Source organism: Pseudoalteromonas sp. D15MCD-2, assembly GCF_038562745.1.
Taxonomy (GTDB): domain Bacteria; phylum Pseudomonadota; class Gammaproteobacteria; order Enterobacterales; family Alteromonadaceae; genus Pseudoalteromonas.
In genome coordinates, this window is sequence record NZ_JBCFQE010000001.1 from 1,636,226 (window position 1) to 1,653,594 (window position 17,369).

Consider the following 17,369-nt stretch of genomic DNA (forward strand, 5'->3'; position numbering starts at 1 on the left):
AGGCTGTTGTTATTCTGTCATCAACATCAAGACAGGAGATTTAAAATGCAAACACGTTTATCACAACAGCAGCTATATTCACTCAACCCAGGACTTGTTAAACATTTAACTGGGCTCAGCGCACTGCCAGAAGATACAAATATAACCGCGAAGCTCGCTGATTTAATAAGACTAAGAGTGTCGCAAATTAATGGCTGTGGGTTTTGTCAGCATATGCATTCAGCAGAGCTGAGAAGCCAAGGTGAGCGTCAACAGCGACTCGATGTACTAGCCGCTTGGCGTGAAGTCCCTGTATTTTCAGAACAAGAAACTGCAGCACTCGCTTGGGCGGAAGCCTTAACAAATATCATTGATAAACATGTTGAAGACGATGTTTACAACCAAGTATCTGCTATCTTAAACGAAAAAGACATTGTTGTATTAACGGCGGTAGTACTTGAGATAAACAGCTGGAATCGCATAGTTAAAGCATTTCACTTTATCCCTGAGTTAACAGAATAAGGAATGGTCATGAAGTTTACACTCGCACCTAAAGTTAATGCGTTGGTGAATATCATATCAGCATGCGCCTTTTTCTTTGGGAGTACCTTATTTCTACCTGCATTTATAGAATATGCCACAGTGGGGGTGGTGTTATTCATGGTAGGTTCGTTATTATTTTTATTAAGTGCATTAGCTGATTATTACAGTCATTAAAAACAAAAAACCGGAGCGCACATCATTGTGTCATTCCGGTTTTTCTATATTCTAAGTAGGCGTAAAATTAGATTTGTACGTCTTTTACTTTTTTATAGCCTTCAGCTTCAAGCTCATCGTTTAAACATTTTAATACGTATGGCTTTAACTCTTCGTTGCTGATGTCATCATCTTTTGCCCAGTTTAAGCACATTTCAGTGTATTCTTTGATCATTTCAGCTGATGCTTCAGGTGCTTCGTTAGCGATTGCATTCGTTGCTGACACACTTAAAACAGGTGCCAAAATTAGTGCTAGCAATGCTTTTTTCATTTAATTATTCCTAATCAACAAAAGTAATTATTACCGGCTCAATTGCACAGTAATGGTGCGCAATGTGTATCTCACTTTGCTTGAGTGAATTTATAAACTAAATTTCAAAAAAAGATAACGAAAAATTTTTATCGTAAAGATAAGCAAAAAATAACCATTCTTTTGCTTCTAATGCTGGTAATCGTAAGGTCAAAACACGTATTATCGCGCTAATTTTAAAAGAAAAGTGAACTAACTTATGTCTGAACAAGTGACTCATTCAAAAATAAAGAAAGTACCAACCAAACTAGAGCAAGTTGTGGAGACTTTTATCTTTCGCTCGCGTTGGTTATTAGCACCATTCTTTATTGGCTTATTAGTCGCTGTGGTATTACTGCTGCTAAAGTTCTTTAAGTATTTATACAGTATGGCCTTAAATACGTTCACTGCGTCAAACCAAGAGCTTTTGGTAGGTATTTTGACTTTAGTTGACACTGCACTACTAGCAGGGCTTTTGCTTATCATCATTTTCAGTGGCTATGAAAATTTTGTGTCAAAGTTGAATATAGACAATCATGAAGACAGGCCTGTGTGGATGGGTAAAGTTGGTTTCTCGGGTCTGAAGATGAAACTGATAAGCGCTATTGTCGCTATATCGGCTGTGGAGCTTTTAAAAGTCTTTATTAGCTCGAACAACCATTCAACAGATGAGCTACTCTGGAAGGTGTTAATACATGTCACGTTTGTGGTGTCGGGGGTGTTGTTTGCGCTCACAGATTACATTAATAGTAAAACCATGAACCACTAATACCACGATTAGGAATAAAAAAGCCCTGCATTGCAGGGCTTGGTTTTTAACAACTGATTATTAATTCAGGGTTGCGTAAAAGCAACCGAACCCGGGCAGAGTGACTGTATTATTGTTTAATTCAGCTGTGTGATGAGATATCTCAGTATGCTGTGAAGACACAGAATCAGAGATTGTCAGTTCACTAGTTTGTGCACCTAAGTTGAATGCACAAAGCATTTTAGTGTCGTTAAGCGTTCTATAAAAAGCAAGCACTGGCTCTTGCGTTTCGATAAATTCAATATCGCCTTCTAACAATACGTTCTTATCTTTACGCCATGCCATAAATTCACGATAAGCATTCAAAATTGAATCTTTATCTTGATCTTGCGTATTTACGGCGACTGATTTGTGCGCATCGCCCACAGGTAGCCAAGGTTTTACTGTTGAGAAACCTGCTTGCTCAGCATCTGCTGCATTCCATGGCATTGGTGTACGACACCCGTCACGTCCTTTAAAGTTTGGCCAAAATGTAATGCCATATGGGTCTTGTAAGTCTTCAAATGCAACTTCAGCTTCACCTAAACCAAGTTCTTCACCTTGGTACATACAAACGCTACCACGTAACGAAGCAAGTAGGGCTGTTAGCATCTTACATTGCTGAGGCTCAATTTTTTCACCTTGACTCCAACGGCTAGCAACACGTTCAACGTCGTGGTTGCTAAATGCCCAACATGGCCAACCTTCGGTCATGCGCTGCTCTAAAGTGCTAACTGTAGTACGAATATATTCCGCGCTATAGTCGTTAGTAAGTAGCTCAAAGCTATAACCCATATGAAGTTTGTCACCACCTGATGTGTACTCAGCCATGGTTGCGAGTGAATCTTCAGATGAGATTTCTCCTAATGCAACTGTACCAGGGTACTTGTTTAGTAGGGCACGAATGTCCTGCATAAAACTAAGGTTTTCAGGTTGCGTATTATTGTAGTAGTGATACTGGAACGCATAAGGGTTGTCTTCGCTAAAGCCACGGCCTTGACGTTTCTCTGGTGGCTTAGCTGGATTATCACGTAATTGAGCATCGTGATAGCAAAAGTTAATTGCATCTAAACGGAAGCCATCAACGCCTTTCTTCAGCCAAAACTCAACATTATCTAATACTGCTTTGCGTACTTCAGGGTTATGGAAGTTTAAATCTGGCTGCTCAGCAAAGAAGTTATGTAAGTAATATTGACCACGACGCGGTTCCCATTGCCATGCAGGGCCACCAAAAATTGATAACCAGTTATTTGGCTGTGTGCCATCAGGCTTTGCATCAGCCCAAACGTACCAATCTGATTTGTCGTTGGTTTTATCTTCACGGCTATCAAGGAACCATTGATGTTGATCTGAGGTATGGCTCAATACCTGATCAATAATGATCTTAATATCACGTTGATGAGCTTGTGCGATGAGTTCATCAAAATCGTCAAGGTTACCAAACAATGGGTCGATATCACGATAGTCACTGATGTCATAACCAAAGTCTTTCATTGGTGATTTAAAGAAAGGCGAAACCCAAATAGCATCAACACCTAGGCTTTTAATATAATCAATACGATCAATGATACCTTTGATATCACCAATGCCATCGCCATTGGTGTCTTGGAAACTGCGCGGGTAAACTTGATAAATAACCGCACCTTTATACCACTGCTTTTGAGCCATGTTTTTCTCCATCGTGACACTCAGTGTATGTAAACTGTTAGGCAACCGTTAATGCAATATGTTGCCGGAATGTCAAAAGCATACGTGAAGGGTGAGATACTGTAAAAACTCTGCATACGTATGCACGCCAAATTCATCTTTGTTCTCAGTAAAATTTATTAACTTGATTTAAAAGTAAACAACTCGAATTTCTATCAATAAAATTTACCAATTAGGTTTGCTGGGTTTTAATTATGATCGCGAACGCCAGCTTGGTGCATAATATAGCTGGCTTACACCATAATGGTGCAGAGGCTATATTGGTAAGACCAATTATCATTGGTATAGACTAGTACCTTTTATGATTGCGTTAAGTCACCATTTTACCGAGATAAATGGCTTAGTACCTATTTGTGTAACCAAATTTGGGGCGAAAATATAGCGAAAATGTTTCAATACTATTAAATCACACAATAAAATTGATAAATCATTTATATTCATATGGTTATAATTCTATTTTGTAAAAATGTTGTTAATTTTCGTGGTGGTGGGCTACGCTGAATACGTATGCATAAATTTGTTAAGAAAATAATCAGAGCGTTAATATTCAATTCGACAACAAAATCAGTCAGCGAATTACAGCTATTATGTTAATGAATAACTGCAACACGTTGGCATTACAATTTGGGTAATGGGAAAACATCATGTCTATGTTCAAACCAAGTATATTAACTCTGGCTTTAACAGCCGCAGGTTTAAATAGCTTTGTAGCGTATGCTGCAGAAGAAGACCAAAAAGCAAAAAACGATAACGTTGAAGTTATCGAAGTAAAAGGTTTTCGTGGCAGTGTTGTAGAATCTATTAATACTAAACGCTTCACGCCTGAAGTCGTTGAGTCAATTTCAGCAGAAGATATCGGTAAATTGCCTGATTCATCAATTGCAGAATCAATCGCACGCCTTCCTGGTTTAACAGCACAACGTCTAGACGGTCGAGCTAGCCGTGTAAGTGTTCGTGGTTTCAGTGAAGACGAAAGTGCAACAACATTCAACGGTCGTGAGCAAGTTTCAATTGGCGACAACCGTGGCGTTGAATTTGACCTTTACCCATCAGAAATTATGAGTGGTGTAACGGTATATAAAACACCAAGCGCAGGCATTGAAGCAGAGGGTATTGCTGGTGTAATCGACATGCAAACAATTAAGCCTTTGAGTAAAGGTGAGCAAGTTATCATGTTCAATGGCCAGTACGAGCAAACAGGTTTTGATAAATTAAACCCAGACGGTGACGATAAAGGTTTCCGCGGCACGGTTTCGTACATTGATCAATTTGCTGATGATACAATCGGTGTTGCATTCGCTTACAACACGATGAGCTCACCTAATCAAGAAAAACGTTGGAACGCATGGGGTTACCCAGAGTTTACTGCTGATGATGGCAATACATACTCAATTCTAGGTGGTGCAAAACCGTATGTTCGTTCATCGACTTTGGAGCGTGACTCAGCAATGCTAGTTGTTGAGGCATCGCCTAACGATCGTTTAAATATGACGTTTGATGCGCTATATATCGATTTTACAGATAAACAAATCTTACGTGGTATTGAAATACCATTTGCATGGGGCCAAGGTTCAATCGATCCAAGTTCAGCAGTTGTTGATGCTGAAAGTGGTTTTATCACAAGCGCAGTAACAGAAGGTCAACGTGTTGTTGTTCGTAATGATTACCAAGAGCGTGATGCGGATTTAACTCAATTTGGTTTCAATGCAAAATACGATATCAGCGATGACTGGTCAGTTGAATTTGACGCAAGCCGCTCTGAAGTTGAACGTAAACTATGGAGTGTTGAAAGTTATTCTGGCACAGGTCGTGGTAACGATAGAGGTGTTGCAGATAATCTTGGCTATGAACTTGACGGCGGTAATACAGGTGCAAAATTTTCTCATGAACTTGATTACAGCGATTATGATTTAATTCAGCTCGGTGGCCCACTATCATGGGGCGCTAGCAAACCGCTTAATTTAAAGTATGGCTTAGTAGATGAAGAAGGAAATGATATTTCTGGCTACAAGGACCAAGCACAAGATGGTTTTATAAATGCTCCTGAGATTAATGATGAATTAAGTACGCTAAAGCTTGCGGCTAGTAAAGTGCTCGATAATGAATATATTAGCCGTGTGTCATTTGGTATGTCTTATCGTGACCGTGAGAAAACTAAATTTTCTGAAGGTTACTTTATGACACTTTCAGGTTTCTCACTTGATAACCCAGGAATGGTGGTTGTACCTGAGCAATATCGCTTAGGAACTGCTAGTCTCGACTTCATTGGTATGGGTGATATGATCGCCTATGACACTAACGCGCTGATCAAAGACGGCTACTACGACCTTTTCCAAGAAAGTTTAAATGATGAAAAACACAAGACTCAGTCTTGGACAGTACAAGAGGAAGTAACCGCATTCTTCGCTCAAGCTGACATAAATGCAGAGCTGGGGTCTATCCCTGTAACAGGTAATGTTGGTGTGCGTTATGTAAGAACAGAGCAGTCATCTCAAGGGTTTGCGTCAAGTGGCGCTACAGGCGTGGTTGTCGTATCACCAACAGACATCAGCCACGATTATAGCCACTTCTTACCTAGCCTGAACTTATCGTTTGCCATTGATGAAGAGCAAACTGTACGTTTTGGTGCAGCTAAAACGATTTCACGAGCTCGCTTAGATGAAATGAATGCATCATTAAGTGCTAGTTATGGGCAAGTTCCAGATGAGAATGGTAACTACTGGAGTGTATCAGGTGGTAATCCTACGCTTGAACCAAAAGAAGCAGTTGGTTTTGATTTAAGCTACGAAAACTACTTCCATGAAGAAGGTTACTTCGCTGCTGCATTTTTCTATAAAGACATTAAGCAATGGATTTTCGATGGTACTTATGAAATCGACATGAGCGGTGTAGCTGACCCGTCTACTGGTGAAATCCCTGAAACTTCAACAGGCACGGGCTCTGGTAAAGTCAATGGCGGTGGTGGTGATCTGTGGGGCTATGAGCTATCACTTGCATTACCATTCTCTATCTTTAGTGAGTCACTGGAAGGTTTTGGCTTAATCGCGAGTCACACAGGTGTTGAACAGGATATTACAGACCAAAATGGTAATGAGTTTGAGCTACCAGGTTTATCAGAACAAATTGATAGCTTAACAGTTTACTTTGAGCGTAACGGTTTCCAAGCGCGTACTAGCATGCGTAAACGTAGCGACTTTAAAGGTAATGTTAACGGGCTAGGCCTCGCTGCAACTCAGGTTGATATCGAAGGCGAAACAATTTGGGATGCTCAGATTGGTTATGACTTTAGCGAAGGCGGTGTTGAGAGCCTTGACGGTTTATCTGTAACATTCCAAGTACAGAACATCACAGAAGAGCCGTTCACAACTTTATCAGGTGATAATTCACTTCAAGTACGTGACTATCAAGACTACGGTCGTACATTCCTGTTAGGCTTCAGCTACAAGCTGTAATTAGCTAAAACAGCGATAGAAAATTGCCCTTGTGATTTGTTTTACAAGGGCTTTTTTATATCAGTGAGCTACACTCAATGAATTGAAATTGGCGTTAGGTGTACTATGGAAACAAAAAAAATAACCAAGGTCGTGATTGCCGGTGGTGGTACTGCAGGTTGGATAACCGCTGCATTACTTAATAAAGTGTTAGGAAAAGTGCTTGATATCACCCTGGTTGAGTCAGCAGAGATTGGCACTGTTGGTGTAGGCGAAGCAAGCATCCCACCTATTTTGCATCTAAATGGTGCGCTAGGCATTTCTGAAAAAGAATTTATTAAGGCTACTGGTGCCACGATTAAGCTTGGTATCGAGTTTGAAAATTGGCGCAGCCAAGGCCACAGTTACATGCATGCATTTGGTGAGATAGGTAAGGATTTTCCGTTTTGTGAGTTTTATCATTTTTGGCTAAAAGCAAATCAAGCTAATAATGCGCCTGATTTTTGGGATTTTTCACTTAATTATCAAGCTGCAAAAGCGCATAAATTTGCTCACCTCAAGCACATTCCTAACACTCAGTTGGCGGGCTTACATTATGCCTACCATTTTGATGCCACTCGTTATGGCGAATTTTTAAAGGAATTAGCCCAATCACGAGGCGTAAAACGCATTGAAGGCAAAATTGAATCGGTTAACCAATGCCATGAAAGCGGGTATATTCGCTCTTTGCTACTTAAAAATGGCGAGCAAATAGACGGCGACTTATTTATTGATTGCACCGGTTTACGTGCTTTATTAATAGAACAAACTCTTAATACCGGCTTTGAAGATTGGTCGCATTGGTTACCATGTGATAGTGCGATTGCGGTGCAAAGTGAATCAGCTTCTGATGCAATTCCTTATACACGTTCAATTGCAAGAGACTCGGGTTGGCAGTGGCAAATTCCATTACAGCATCGTGTAGGCAACGGCCTTGTGTATTCTTCGCGCTTCTTATCAGACGAAGCGGCAAAACAACAGCTCTTAGAAAACCTACCTGCTAAACCACTGACAGAGCCCCGCGTTATTAAGTTTAAAACAGGTCGTCGCTTAAAACAGTGGCATAAAAATGTAGTATCAGTTGGCTTATCAAGCGGATTTTTAGAGCCATTAGAATCGACCAGTATTCATTTAATTCAAAGTGCAGCCATTCGTTTAATTAAGTTTTTTCCTCATCAAGGTATTAAACAAAGCCTTGTGGATGAATTTAATCAACAAAGTAAAACAGAATTTGAGCGAATTCGTGACTTTATTATTCTTCATTACAAGATTACTGAGCGTGATGACAGTGCGTTTTGGCGCTTTTGTAAAGGCATGGATATTCCAAGCAGTCTTAAAAAGAAAATTGAGCTATTTAAAACCAGCGGAAAGCTCGTAAGAGAAGACGATGAGCTATTTGCCGAAGTTGCGTGGCAGCAAGTGATGATAGGGCAAGGGCTAATTGCAGAGGATCACCATCCATTAACTGATGCGTTATCAGACGAGCAATTAAATGAGTTATTTAGCAATCTAAAAACCTTGATTAATAGCACTGTCGAGCAACTGCCGAGGCACAGTCAATTCTTAGAAAAAGTACAAAATTAACTATGAAAACAACACGAACATTTTTAGCGTTAACGACCGCATTTACACTTTTTAACTCAACAGCAAGTTTTGCTATTACTGCGTCACCAGAAAACTGGTGGGTGGGCATGCAAAATGACTCGTTACAAGTCATGCTTTACGATAACAATATTGCTAACAAAACGTGGCAAATGATGCCTTATAAAGGTGTTGAGTTTAAAGGGGTGACAACAACGAATAACCCTAACTACGCGTTTTTAGATTTAACCATTAGCGATAATGCAAAGGCGGGAACACTGACTTTTAAAGCTAAAGATGGCACAGAATTTACTTACCCATTAAATACCCGTGATAAGCAAAGTGCCAATCGTCATGGCTTTACAAATAAAGATACGCTTTATTTAATCAATCCTGATCGCTTTGTAAATGGTGACCCAAACAATGACACCGTTGCTGGTATGAAGGAGCCTGCAAACCCAAGCTTTAAAGGTGGCCGTCATGGCGGTGACATTCAAGGTGTTATTAATAGCCTAGATTATCTTGAGAACTTAGGCGTGACTCAACTTTGGTTAACGCCGGTGCTTGAAAATGACATGCCAAGTTATTCTTATCATGGTTATGCTATTACTGACTTTTACAAAGTTGATCCGCGTATGGGCAGTAATTCGCTTTATAAAACCTTATCTGCAGAAGCGAAAGAGCATGGTATCGGCTTAGTGATGGACATGGTACTTAACCACTTTGGTTCATCGCATCAGTGGATGTCTGATATGCCTACTGCTGATTGGGTTAACTTTGATGGCAAGTTTGAAAACGGTAAAAATGCAACCAGTCACGCCAGACAAACAATCCAAGACCCTCACGCAAGCAAATACGACAAACGTCAATTTAACGATGGTTGGTTTGTTGAGTCTATGCCTGATCTAAATCAGCGCCAGCCGTTACTATCAACGTATTTGATTCAAAATGCCATTTGGTGGATTGAATACGCCAACTTAAGCGGCATTCGTGTTGATACCTACTCATACTCAGATAAAGCATTTTTAGCCGATTGGACTAAAGCGATTATGACCGAGTATCCAAACTTTAATATTGTTGGCGAAGAGTGGACAACCAACCCGGCTATTGCATCTTATTGGCAGCGTGGCAAAGTCAATCAAGATGGTTATACCTCTGATTTACCAAGTGTGATGGACTTTTCATTACAAGAAGCGCTGATCCAAGCACTCAACGAAGAAGAAAGCTGGAATACAGGTTGGGTAAAAGTGTACCAATCGCTAGCGAATGACTTTTTATATGCTGATACAGATAACATTTTAGTGTTTGCTGATAATCATGACATGAGCCGTGTTTACACTGAGCTTGGTCAAGACCTCGCAAAAACAAAATTAGCCATGACGCTGCTGTTAACAACTCGTGGTATTCCACAAATTTATTACGGCACAGAACTGTTACTTGATAACACACCAAGTAATGACCACGGTGATATTCGCATTGACTTCCCGGGTGGGTTTAAAGGTCAAAAAGCGAATGCCTTCACAGGTAAGTGGCTTTCAGCTGATCAGCAAGAGATGTTAGCTAGCATGAAAAAACTGCTTAAGCTTCGTCAAGAAAAACCAGCGTTAAGCGAAGGTCGTTTAATGCATTTTTCACCCAAGCAAGGCGTGTATAGTTATGTGAGAGAACACAATGGCCAAACTGTATTGGTTATTCTTAACAAAAACCAACAAGCCATTGGTTGGGATTTAAGCTACATGCAAGAAGTGCTGAAAGGTAATAATAAAGGACGCGATTTAATCAGTGAAAAACGCGTTGATCTTGCAGCGACAATCCGCTTAAAAGCTATGCAAGCACGCTTAATCGAGCTTGAATAATTGCAACTAATAGGCTGAATACGTATGCATTTACTGTCCGTATGCAGCCCTTAACATTAGTATGAACTGATATTTACAGAAAAATGAAGTAATGATGACAACATACAAACTAACTGCGTTAGTAGTGGCTTCGGTTTTAGGTTTAACTGCCTGTGGTAACGATGCGCCAGTACAGCAGAACACGCAACAGCAACAATCAGAATCTAGCCAAGCAGCTATCTCTAAGCCTGTGGTTTACCAAGTATTCACTCGATTATTTGGTAACACTAACACCACCAATAAACCGTGGGGCACATTAGAAGAAAATGGGGTAGGTAAATTCGCTGATTTTAATGATGCAGCATTACAAGGCATTAAAGAGCTAGGAACAACACATGTTTGGTACACTGGTGTACCGCGTCATGCTTTAGTAACTGACTATACCGAATACGGTTTGTCACAAGATGACCCTGATGTTGTAAAAGGCCGTGCAGGCTCACCTTATGCAGTGAAAGACTATTACGATGTTAATCCTGATTTAGCAATTAACCCTGAGCGCCGCTTAGAAGAGTTTGTAGAGCTAATTAATCGTACTCATAAGCACGGTATGAAAGTTGTTATTGATATTGTGCCAAATCACGTAGCGCGTAATTACGAGTCAGTCGCCAAGCCTGAGGGCGTAAAGGATTTTGGTGCTGAAGATGACACGACGAAAACCTATGCTCGCGATAATAACTTTTACTATGTAACAGGGCAGTCATTTCAAGTGCCTACCAGCGATAGCTACCAAGTGTTAGGTGGTAACCCGCATCCTCTTGCTGATAATCAGTTTGCCGAAACCCCAGCAAAATGGACGGGTAATGGGGCCCGTGCCGCTAAACCTGACATTAATGATTGGTACGAAACAGTTAAAATCAATTACGGTGTGAAACCAGACGGTAGCTACGACTTCCCAACACTACCGGATGATTACGCTGATAAAGATTACCGTGCGCACTACGCCTTTTGGCAAGATAAAGATCTACCAAATAGCTGGTATAAATTCCGCGATATCGCGCTTTATTGGTTAGATAAAGGTGTCGATGGCTTCCGTTATGATATGGCCGAGATGGTGCCTGTTGAGTTTTGGAGCTTTTTAAATTCATCAATCAAGATGCAAAAAAGCGATGCCTTTATTTTGGCTGAGGTATATAACCCAACGCTTTACCGCCCATATATCCAACAAGGTAAGATGGATTACCTTTACGACAAAGTCGGTTTTTACGACACGGTTAAAGCTGTGATGCAAGGCAAGCAATCAGCGGATACTATTTTCGATATCCAAAGCCAAGTGGCTGATATTGAACAGCACATGCTGCACTTTTTAGAAAACCATGATGAGCAACGTATTGCTAGCCCAGATTTCGCTGGTAGTAGTGAAAAAGGTAAGCCAGCGATGGTGGTATCTACATTGATGTCGCGCTCGCCAACCTTACTTTATTTTGGTCAAGCTGTCGGTGAAGATGGCTCTGAGGACGGTGGTTTTGGCGACCCAACGCGTACCAGCATTTTCGATTATATGGGTGTACCTGCGCATCAAGCATGGATGAATAATGGTAAATTCGATGGCGGTTCGCTTTCAAAGCAGCAAGCTGATCTTCGCGCTTACTACACCAAGTTGATGTCGTTAAACACACTTCCTGCCATTGTTGGTGGTGACATGCAAGCGGTTGAATTGACAGGCTCAGAGCAAGTTATTGCGTTCACACGTAAGCTAGGCCAACAACTAGTGCTTGTAGTAAGTAACTTTTCAGAAAACCAACAAAATGTTGAGCTTACTCTTAACCAAGCGTTGTTACCTAAGCTTAACCACAGTGGTTTAACGTTTACTGATAACCTAGAAAATCATGCCGACATTGTGATTCCTGAGGCATCTACTAAGGCGCCAATTCAATTACAACTGAACGGCTTAAGCAGTGCAGTATTTACCTTAAAGGCTGACTATGAATAATAACAAACCAACGCTAAGCTTTTGGCAAATATGGAATATGTGTTTTGGATTCTTAGGGATCCAATTTGGCTTTGCATTACAGAACGGTAATGTAAGCCGTATTTTTCAAACCTTAGGTGCCAATGTAGATGATATTCCAATCCTGTGGGTTGCAGCACCATTAACAGGCCTTATTGTTCAGCCGATCATCGGTTATTGGAGTGATAAAACATGGAGTAAGTTAGGCCGTCGTCGTCCGTTCTTTTTCTATGGGGCTATTTTAACAACGTTATCGTTATTCATTATGCCTAACTCACCAAGCCTGTGGATTGCGGCGGGTATGTTATGGATCATGGATGCGTCAATTAACGTAACTATGGAGCCATTCCGTGCTCTTGTCAGTGATAACTTACCGAAAAAGCAACGTGCAACTGGTTATGCAATGCAAAGCTTCTTCATTGGTGTTGGTGCGGTTGTCGCGTCTGCATTACCTTGGATGATGACTAACTGGTTCGATATTGCCAATACTGCACCTGCAGGGCAAATTCCAGATTCTGTAAAATTCTCGTTTTACTTTGGCGCAGTAGTATTAATTATTGCTGTGTTTTGGACTGTCTTTACTACTAAAGAATATCCACCAGAAGAACTTGAAAGCTTTCATGAACAAGAGCAAAGCGATGACTCGGGCGATGTTCAAAGTGATGTAAACTTTAACAAAGGCGCTGCAATCTTTACGGTTCTTGGTCTAGTAGTACTTGGTATTGTTACGGGTCTATCGCTTGAAAAAGAGCTTTATTTACTTGCTGGTGGTTTGATTAGCTTTGGTGTTATTCAATTTATTGCTGGTGCTTTAAAGGCTAAAAACGCAACCAGTGGTGGCTTTTATCAAGTTGTGAATGATGTATTCACTATGCCAGAAACGATGAAACAATTGGCTTGGGTACAATTTTTTAGCTGGTTCTCATTGTTTGCAATGTGGATTTACACCACATCGGCAGTAACTAGCTTCCACTACGGCAGCAGTGATACAAGCTCTCTTGCCTACAATAACGGTGCGGATTGGGTTGGTGTATTATTTGCCGCTTACAATGGTTTTGCTGCCATTGCAGCACTGTGTATTCCGGTTATCGTTAAAAAAGTAGGACTAAAAATGGCTCACGCTATTAACCTAGTGCTAGGTGCATTGGGTCTGGTCAGCTTCATTATTATCAAAGATCCAAGTTTACTGATCTGGCCAATGATTGGAGTAGGGTTTGCTTGGGCGTCAATTCTATCTTTACCATACGCAATGTTAAGTACCTCAGTACCAAGTAAAAAAATGGGTGTGTACATGGGTATCTTTAACTTCTTTATTGTTATTCCGCAGCTTTTAGCGGCAAGCGTATTAGGCCTAATTTTACGTCACTTTTTTGATAATCAACCGATTTATGCGTTAGTGCTAGGTGCAGTGTCATTCGTACTAGCAGCGGTCGCTGTACTGCGCGTTAAGCAACAATAATAAGGACACACCATGAAAAAATTTAATCTCATTACAGCAAGCTTGTTAGTGTTAGGTTTAACAGCTTGTAGTTCAGAACAATCAGCTAATACAGCAGTTGAGCAGGTGTCTGCACCAGGAGCACCGGGTGTTGAGCCTTTTTGGGCATACTCTGGTAAAACGGGGATTGGTACCTCTTACGAGCAATACCAAGATGGCCACTACAGCGACGCAGCTGCTACCGGCAAAGTATCAAAAGTTTGGTTTTCAATCGCGAAAGGCATGATCACCGAAACCATGTTTGGTTTAATTCACCAAGCACAAATCAAAGATATGCAGTTTGTTGTAGTTGGTAAAGACTTTACCGTTACAGAAAACGATGATCTCGATGTAAGCATTGATTATTTATACAAAGACGACGCTGGTCGTCCATTATCGCTTGCTTACAAAGTAGTAAGTAAAGATAAACAAGGTCGTTTCACTTTAGAAAAACATATCTTTACAGATCCAAACGGCCAAACATTGTTTGTTCGTAGCGTATTTAATACTGAACTTGAAGGTGTGAAAGCCTACGTTAATGTGAACCCTTACATTGATAACAACGGTTTAGACGATTTTGCAAAAGTAACTGATAAGGGTCTAGTTGCTTGGCAAGATGATAACTTTTTATCTTTACAAGCCGCTCAACCATTTAAGCAAGCAAGCGTTGGCTTTACGGGTGTAAGTGATGGCTTAAAAGAGTTAGAAGCATCGCAATCATTATCAACGACTTACCAAAGTACTGGTGATAAGTCGGGTAATGTAAGCTTACTTGCAGAGCTTGGTGAAGTATCAAAAAACACCACCTTTGATTTAGCTTTAAGCTTTGGTAACTCTGAAGCTGCAAGCTTAAAAGAAGGTCAAGCAAGTTTAAATCAAGGCTACCAAAAAGTACTTGCTGCATATAACGGTGAAGGTGTTGCAATTGGTTGGCAAGACTACTTAGCAAGCCTTGAACCTTTGAGCACATTAACTAACAGCACCGCAGATAATGGAAAGTTGCTTTATACCAGCGCCATGGTATTAAAAGCGCAAGAAGATAAAACTCATGCCGGTGCTTTAATTGCGTCACTTTCTAACCCTTGGGGTGAAACGGTGTCGGCAAAAACAGGTTCTACTGGTTATAAAGCGGTTTGGGTACGTGATTTCTATCAAGTAGCAATGGCATTTATGGCCATGGGTGATACACGTACCGCAAAAACGGCGTTTGAATATCTAGAAAAAGTACAAGTAACAGATAACACACCAGGCAATGGTGGTGACACAGGTTGGTTCTTACAAAAGACTCATGTTGATGGTGAGCTTGAGTGGGTAGGTGTTCAGCTTGACCAAACAGCAATGCCAATTATGTTAGCGTGGAAACTACATCAAGCTGGCGTTCTTAGCGATCAAGAGCTGACAGATTGGTATGGCAAAATGTTAAAACCAGCTGCTGATTTCTTAGTTGATGGTGGCCTTGCGAAAATTCTTTGGAATGACACACAAATTACACCGCCAGCAACGCAACAAGAGCGTTGGGAAGAACAAAATGGTTTTTCACCATCAACAACGGCTGCGGTTGTTGCAGGCCTAGTTACAGCTGCTGATATTGCTAAAAAAGCAGGTGACACTAAAAATGCAGAGCGTTACCTAGCAACGGCTAAAACGTACAATAGTGAAATTGAAAGTACGATGTTTACGACTCAAGGTAACCTTAAGTCTGAAAACAGCGATGGTGAATATTTCATTCGTATCGGTCAAGACAAAGATCCAAACTCATCAACCACACTTAATGCCAATAACGGGCGTGAAGGCTTTGATAAAAAGCAAATCCTTGATGGTGGATTCTTAGAGCTTGTACGTTATGGTGTTCGTGATGCACTTGCGCCAAGCATTGTAAAAACATTACCAGAGTACGATGACGAAACCTTAGTCGATAATCTGCAAGTGCGTTACACCTTTAATTTTGCTGATGGCTCGGGTTCATTCCCAGGCTACCGCCGCTATGGTAACGATGGTTACGGTGAAGATGAAGTGACAGGTAATAACTATGCCGAAGGTGGCAATAACACCCCTGGTCAACGTGGTCGTGTATGGCCGTTTTTTACAGGTGAACGCGGTCACTATGAAATCGCCGCTGCAAACGCAACCAACAGCCTTGATGCGATGAAGCAACAAGCGATTAAAGACACTTATGTAAAAGGTATGGAAGCATTTGCCAATGAAGGCATGATGTTACCTGAACAAGTTTGGGATGGCGTAGGCAACAATAAAGCAGGCTATCAGCTAGGTGAGGGTACAAACTCAGCCACACCACTGGCTTGGACTCACGCTGAATACATTAAGTTACTCCGTTCAGTGAGCGATAAACATGTATGGGACCATTACCCAGTTGTTGAAGACGCATTGAAGTAAAAACTTATTTAACATGCCCAATATTTATTGGGCATGTTGCTTTTGGCAAAAGGAAAAATAATGTTAAAAAGAATGGCTTTATGTGCTCTATTAGCGGTAAGTACGCAAAGTAAAGCGGATGATTACTTGCTTTACTTTATGGGTGGCCAATCAAATATGGAAGGATTTGGCTTTAATAAAGATTTACCCGCGCAGTATAAAAAACCAGTTGAAAATACCTTACTCTTTTTTGGTAACCCTGTTGCTGATGATGCATTAAATGGTGGTAAAGGTGTTTGGACTAATTTAATGCCTGGCTTTGGAACAGGCGCTAGATCGACAGATCATTCAATTATTTTATCTGAAAGATTTGGTCCTGAATTGAGTTTTGGTAAACGCTTATCTGAGCTTACAGATAAGAAAATAGCCATTATTAAATATGCACGTGGAGGCTCATCTATTGCGCTTGGGGCATCTGGCTTTGGTACATGGGGGCAGAACTATGCTGACAACACTAAGATTAACCAATGGGATAACTTTCAAACTACCGTAAGAGCTGCGTTAGCTAACAATGATATAGATGGTGATGGTGAAGCCGATACTTTAGTCCCAGCAGGGATCATTTGGATGCAGGGTGAGGCAGATGCCTATCATGAGCAAGCATCTAAGGTTTATTTAGCTAATTTAACAAGTCTGATGAATGATATGAAGATGACTTTTGGCAATAAAGAGTTACCAATCATACTTGGCAGAATAGAAGACTCTGGTAAAACACCCCAAACACGAATGATGCCATATATTGAGAGTGTATGGGATGCTCAGGAAAAGTTCGTTAAATCAAATGCTAATGCTCATTTAGTTGCCTTTGATGAGCCTGTCGAATTCATTGAGGATAAATGGCACTATAAAAGTAATTACTATATAAAACTAGGTAACCTTTTTGCAGAAAAAGCAGCCGAAACATTAGCTAAGTAAGCTTCTTTTAAATAACTACTTAAATAATTAAACCGCCGAATTAACCTCGGCGGTTTTTTGTTTTGCACTTTTTTACAATTTAATTGTGCTTTCCTTATATAGGTACGTTAAGATAGCTTAACATTAATTCAG

At 40.7% G+C, this 17,369-nt stretch carries 12 protein-coding genes; 10 read left to right on the plus strand and 2 right to left on the minus strand.

Annotated features, from left to right (window positions below; all coding sequences use genetic code 11):
• Positions 1–45 precede the first annotated feature (45 nt).
• Together AADY36_RS07375 and AADY36_RS07380 are read left to right on the plus strand one after the other, a co-directional pair.
• Positions 46–501, plus strand: coding sequence for a carboxymuconolactone decarboxylase family protein (locus tag AADY36_RS07375; RefSeq protein WP_285221506.1), 456 nt, complete (start codon positions 46–48; stop codon positions 499–501).
• 9 nt (positions 502–510) lie between these two features.
• On the plus strand, positions 511–696 hold the full coding sequence (locus AADY36_RS07380; RefSeq protein WP_054561655.1) for a YrhK family protein: 186 nt from the start codon (positions 511–513) through the stop codon (positions 694–696).
• Positions 697–763: 67 nt separating this feature from the next.
• Here the strand turns inward: AADY36_RS07380 and AADY36_RS07385 are convergent, their stop codons facing one another.
• A complete protein-coding gene (locus AADY36_RS07385; RefSeq protein WP_054561654.1) occupies positions 764–1,006 on the minus strand; it encodes a hypothetical protein in 243 nt (80 codons plus the stop codon).
• A 238-nt stretch (positions 1,007–1,244) separates the two neighbouring features.
• On the opposite strand from AADY36_RS07385, the gene AADY36_RS07390 reads away from it, so the two are divergent.
• On the plus strand, positions 1,245–1,793 hold the full coding sequence (locus tag AADY36_RS07390) for a TIGR00645 family protein (protein WP_055198746.1): 549 nt from the start codon (positions 1,245–1,247) through the stop codon (positions 1,791–1,793).
• A 60-nt stretch (positions 1,794–1,853) separates the two neighbouring features.
• Here the strand turns inward: AADY36_RS07390 and AADY36_RS07395 are convergent, their stop codons facing one another.
• Complete coding sequence (locus AADY36_RS07395; protein ID WP_054561652.1) at positions 1,854–3,479, minus strand: alpha-glucosidase family protein; 1,626 nt, start codon at positions 3,477–3,479, stop codon at positions 1,854–1,856.
• A gap of 683 nt (positions 3,480–4,162) precedes the next feature.
• Between AADY36_RS07395 and AADY36_RS07400 the strand changes: the two genes are divergently transcribed.
• The 7 genes from AADY36_RS07400 to AADY36_RS07430 all read left to right on the plus strand — a co-directional run bounded on the left by AADY36_RS07400 (position 4,163) and on the right by AADY36_RS07430 (position 17,237).
• Positions 4,163–6,970 (plus strand): TonB-dependent receptor, encoded by a 2,808-nt coding sequence (locus AADY36_RS07400; protein ID WP_342408766.1) that lies wholly within the window; start codon positions 4,163–4,165, stop codon positions 6,968–6,970.
• 105 nt (positions 6,971–7,075) lie between these two features.
• Complete coding sequence (locus AADY36_RS07405) at positions 7,076–8,572, plus strand: tryptophan halogenase family protein (RefSeq protein WP_342408767.1); 1,497 nt, start codon at positions 7,076–7,078, stop codon at positions 8,570–8,572.
• A gap of 2 nt (positions 8,573–8,574) precedes the next feature.
• Entirely contained in the window at positions 8,575–10,425 is a 1,851-nt protein-coding gene (locus tag AADY36_RS07410) for a glycoside hydrolase family 13 protein (protein WP_342408768.1), read from the plus strand.
• Positions 10,426–10,519: 94 nt separating this feature from the next.
• A complete protein-coding gene (locus AADY36_RS07415) occupies positions 10,520–12,394 on the plus strand; it encodes an alpha-amylase family glycosyl hydrolase (protein ID WP_446728740.1) in 1,875 nt (624 codons plus the stop codon).
• Entirely contained in the window at positions 12,387–13,871 is a 1,485-nt protein-coding gene (locus tag AADY36_RS07420; protein ID WP_342408770.1) for an MFS transporter, read from the plus strand. Before AADY36_RS07415 ends, AADY36_RS07420 begins: the two co-directional genes overlap by 8 nt.
• Before the next feature lie 12 nt (positions 13,872–13,883).
• Entirely contained in the window at positions 13,884–16,283 is a 2,400-nt protein-coding gene (locus AADY36_RS07425) for a glucan 1,4-alpha-glucosidase (RefSeq protein ID WP_342408771.1), read from the plus strand.
• Positions 16,284–16,325: 42 nt separating this feature from the next.
• Complete coding sequence (locus AADY36_RS07430) at positions 16,326–17,237, plus strand: sialate O-acetylesterase (RefSeq protein WP_342408772.1); 912 nt, start codon at positions 16,326–16,328, stop codon at positions 17,235–17,237.
• The last annotated feature ends 132 nt before the right edge of the window (positions 17,238–17,369 follow it).

Bases quoted from the DNA above. Each gene is read 5' to 3' on its own strand.
- AADY36_RS07375 (WP_285221506.1), top strand. From the start codon at position 46: ATGCAAACACGTTTATCACAACAGCAGCTATATTCACTCAACCCAGGA.
- AADY36_RS07380 (WP_054561655.1), top strand. From the start codon at position 511: ATGAAGTTTACACTCGCACCTAAAGTTAATGCGTTGGTGAATATCATA.
- AADY36_RS07385 (WP_054561654.1), bottom strand. From the start codon at position 1,006: ATGAAAAAAGCATTGCTAGCACTAATTTTGGCACCTGTTTTAAGTGTG.
- AADY36_RS07390 (WP_055198746.1), top strand. From the start codon at position 1,245: ATGTCTGAACAAGTGACTCATTCAAAAATAAAGAAAGTACCAACCAAA.
- AADY36_RS07395 (WP_054561652.1), bottom strand. From the start codon at position 3,479: ATGGCTCAAAAGCAGTGGTATAAAGGTGCGGTTATTTATCAAGTTTAC.
- AADY36_RS07400 (WP_342408766.1), top strand. From the start codon at position 4,163: ATGTCTATGTTCAAACCAAGTATATTAACTCTGGCTTTAACAGCCGCA.
- AADY36_RS07405 (WP_342408767.1), top strand. From the start codon at position 7,076: ATGGAAACAAAAAAAATAACCAAGGTCGTGATTGCCGGTGGTGGTACT.
- AADY36_RS07410 (WP_342408768.1), top strand. From the start codon at position 8,575: ATGAAAACAACACGAACATTTTTAGCGTTAACGACCGCATTTACACTT.
- AADY36_RS07415 (WP_446728740.1), top strand. From the start codon at position 10,520: ATGACAACATACAAACTAACTGCGTTAGTAGTGGCTTCGGTTTTAGGT.
- AADY36_RS07420 (WP_342408770.1), top strand. From the start codon at position 12,387: ATGAATAATAACAAACCAACGCTAAGCTTTTGGCAAATATGGAATATG.
- AADY36_RS07425 (WP_342408771.1), top strand. From the start codon at position 13,884: ATGAAAAAATTTAATCTCATTACAGCAAGCTTGTTAGTGTTAGGTTTA.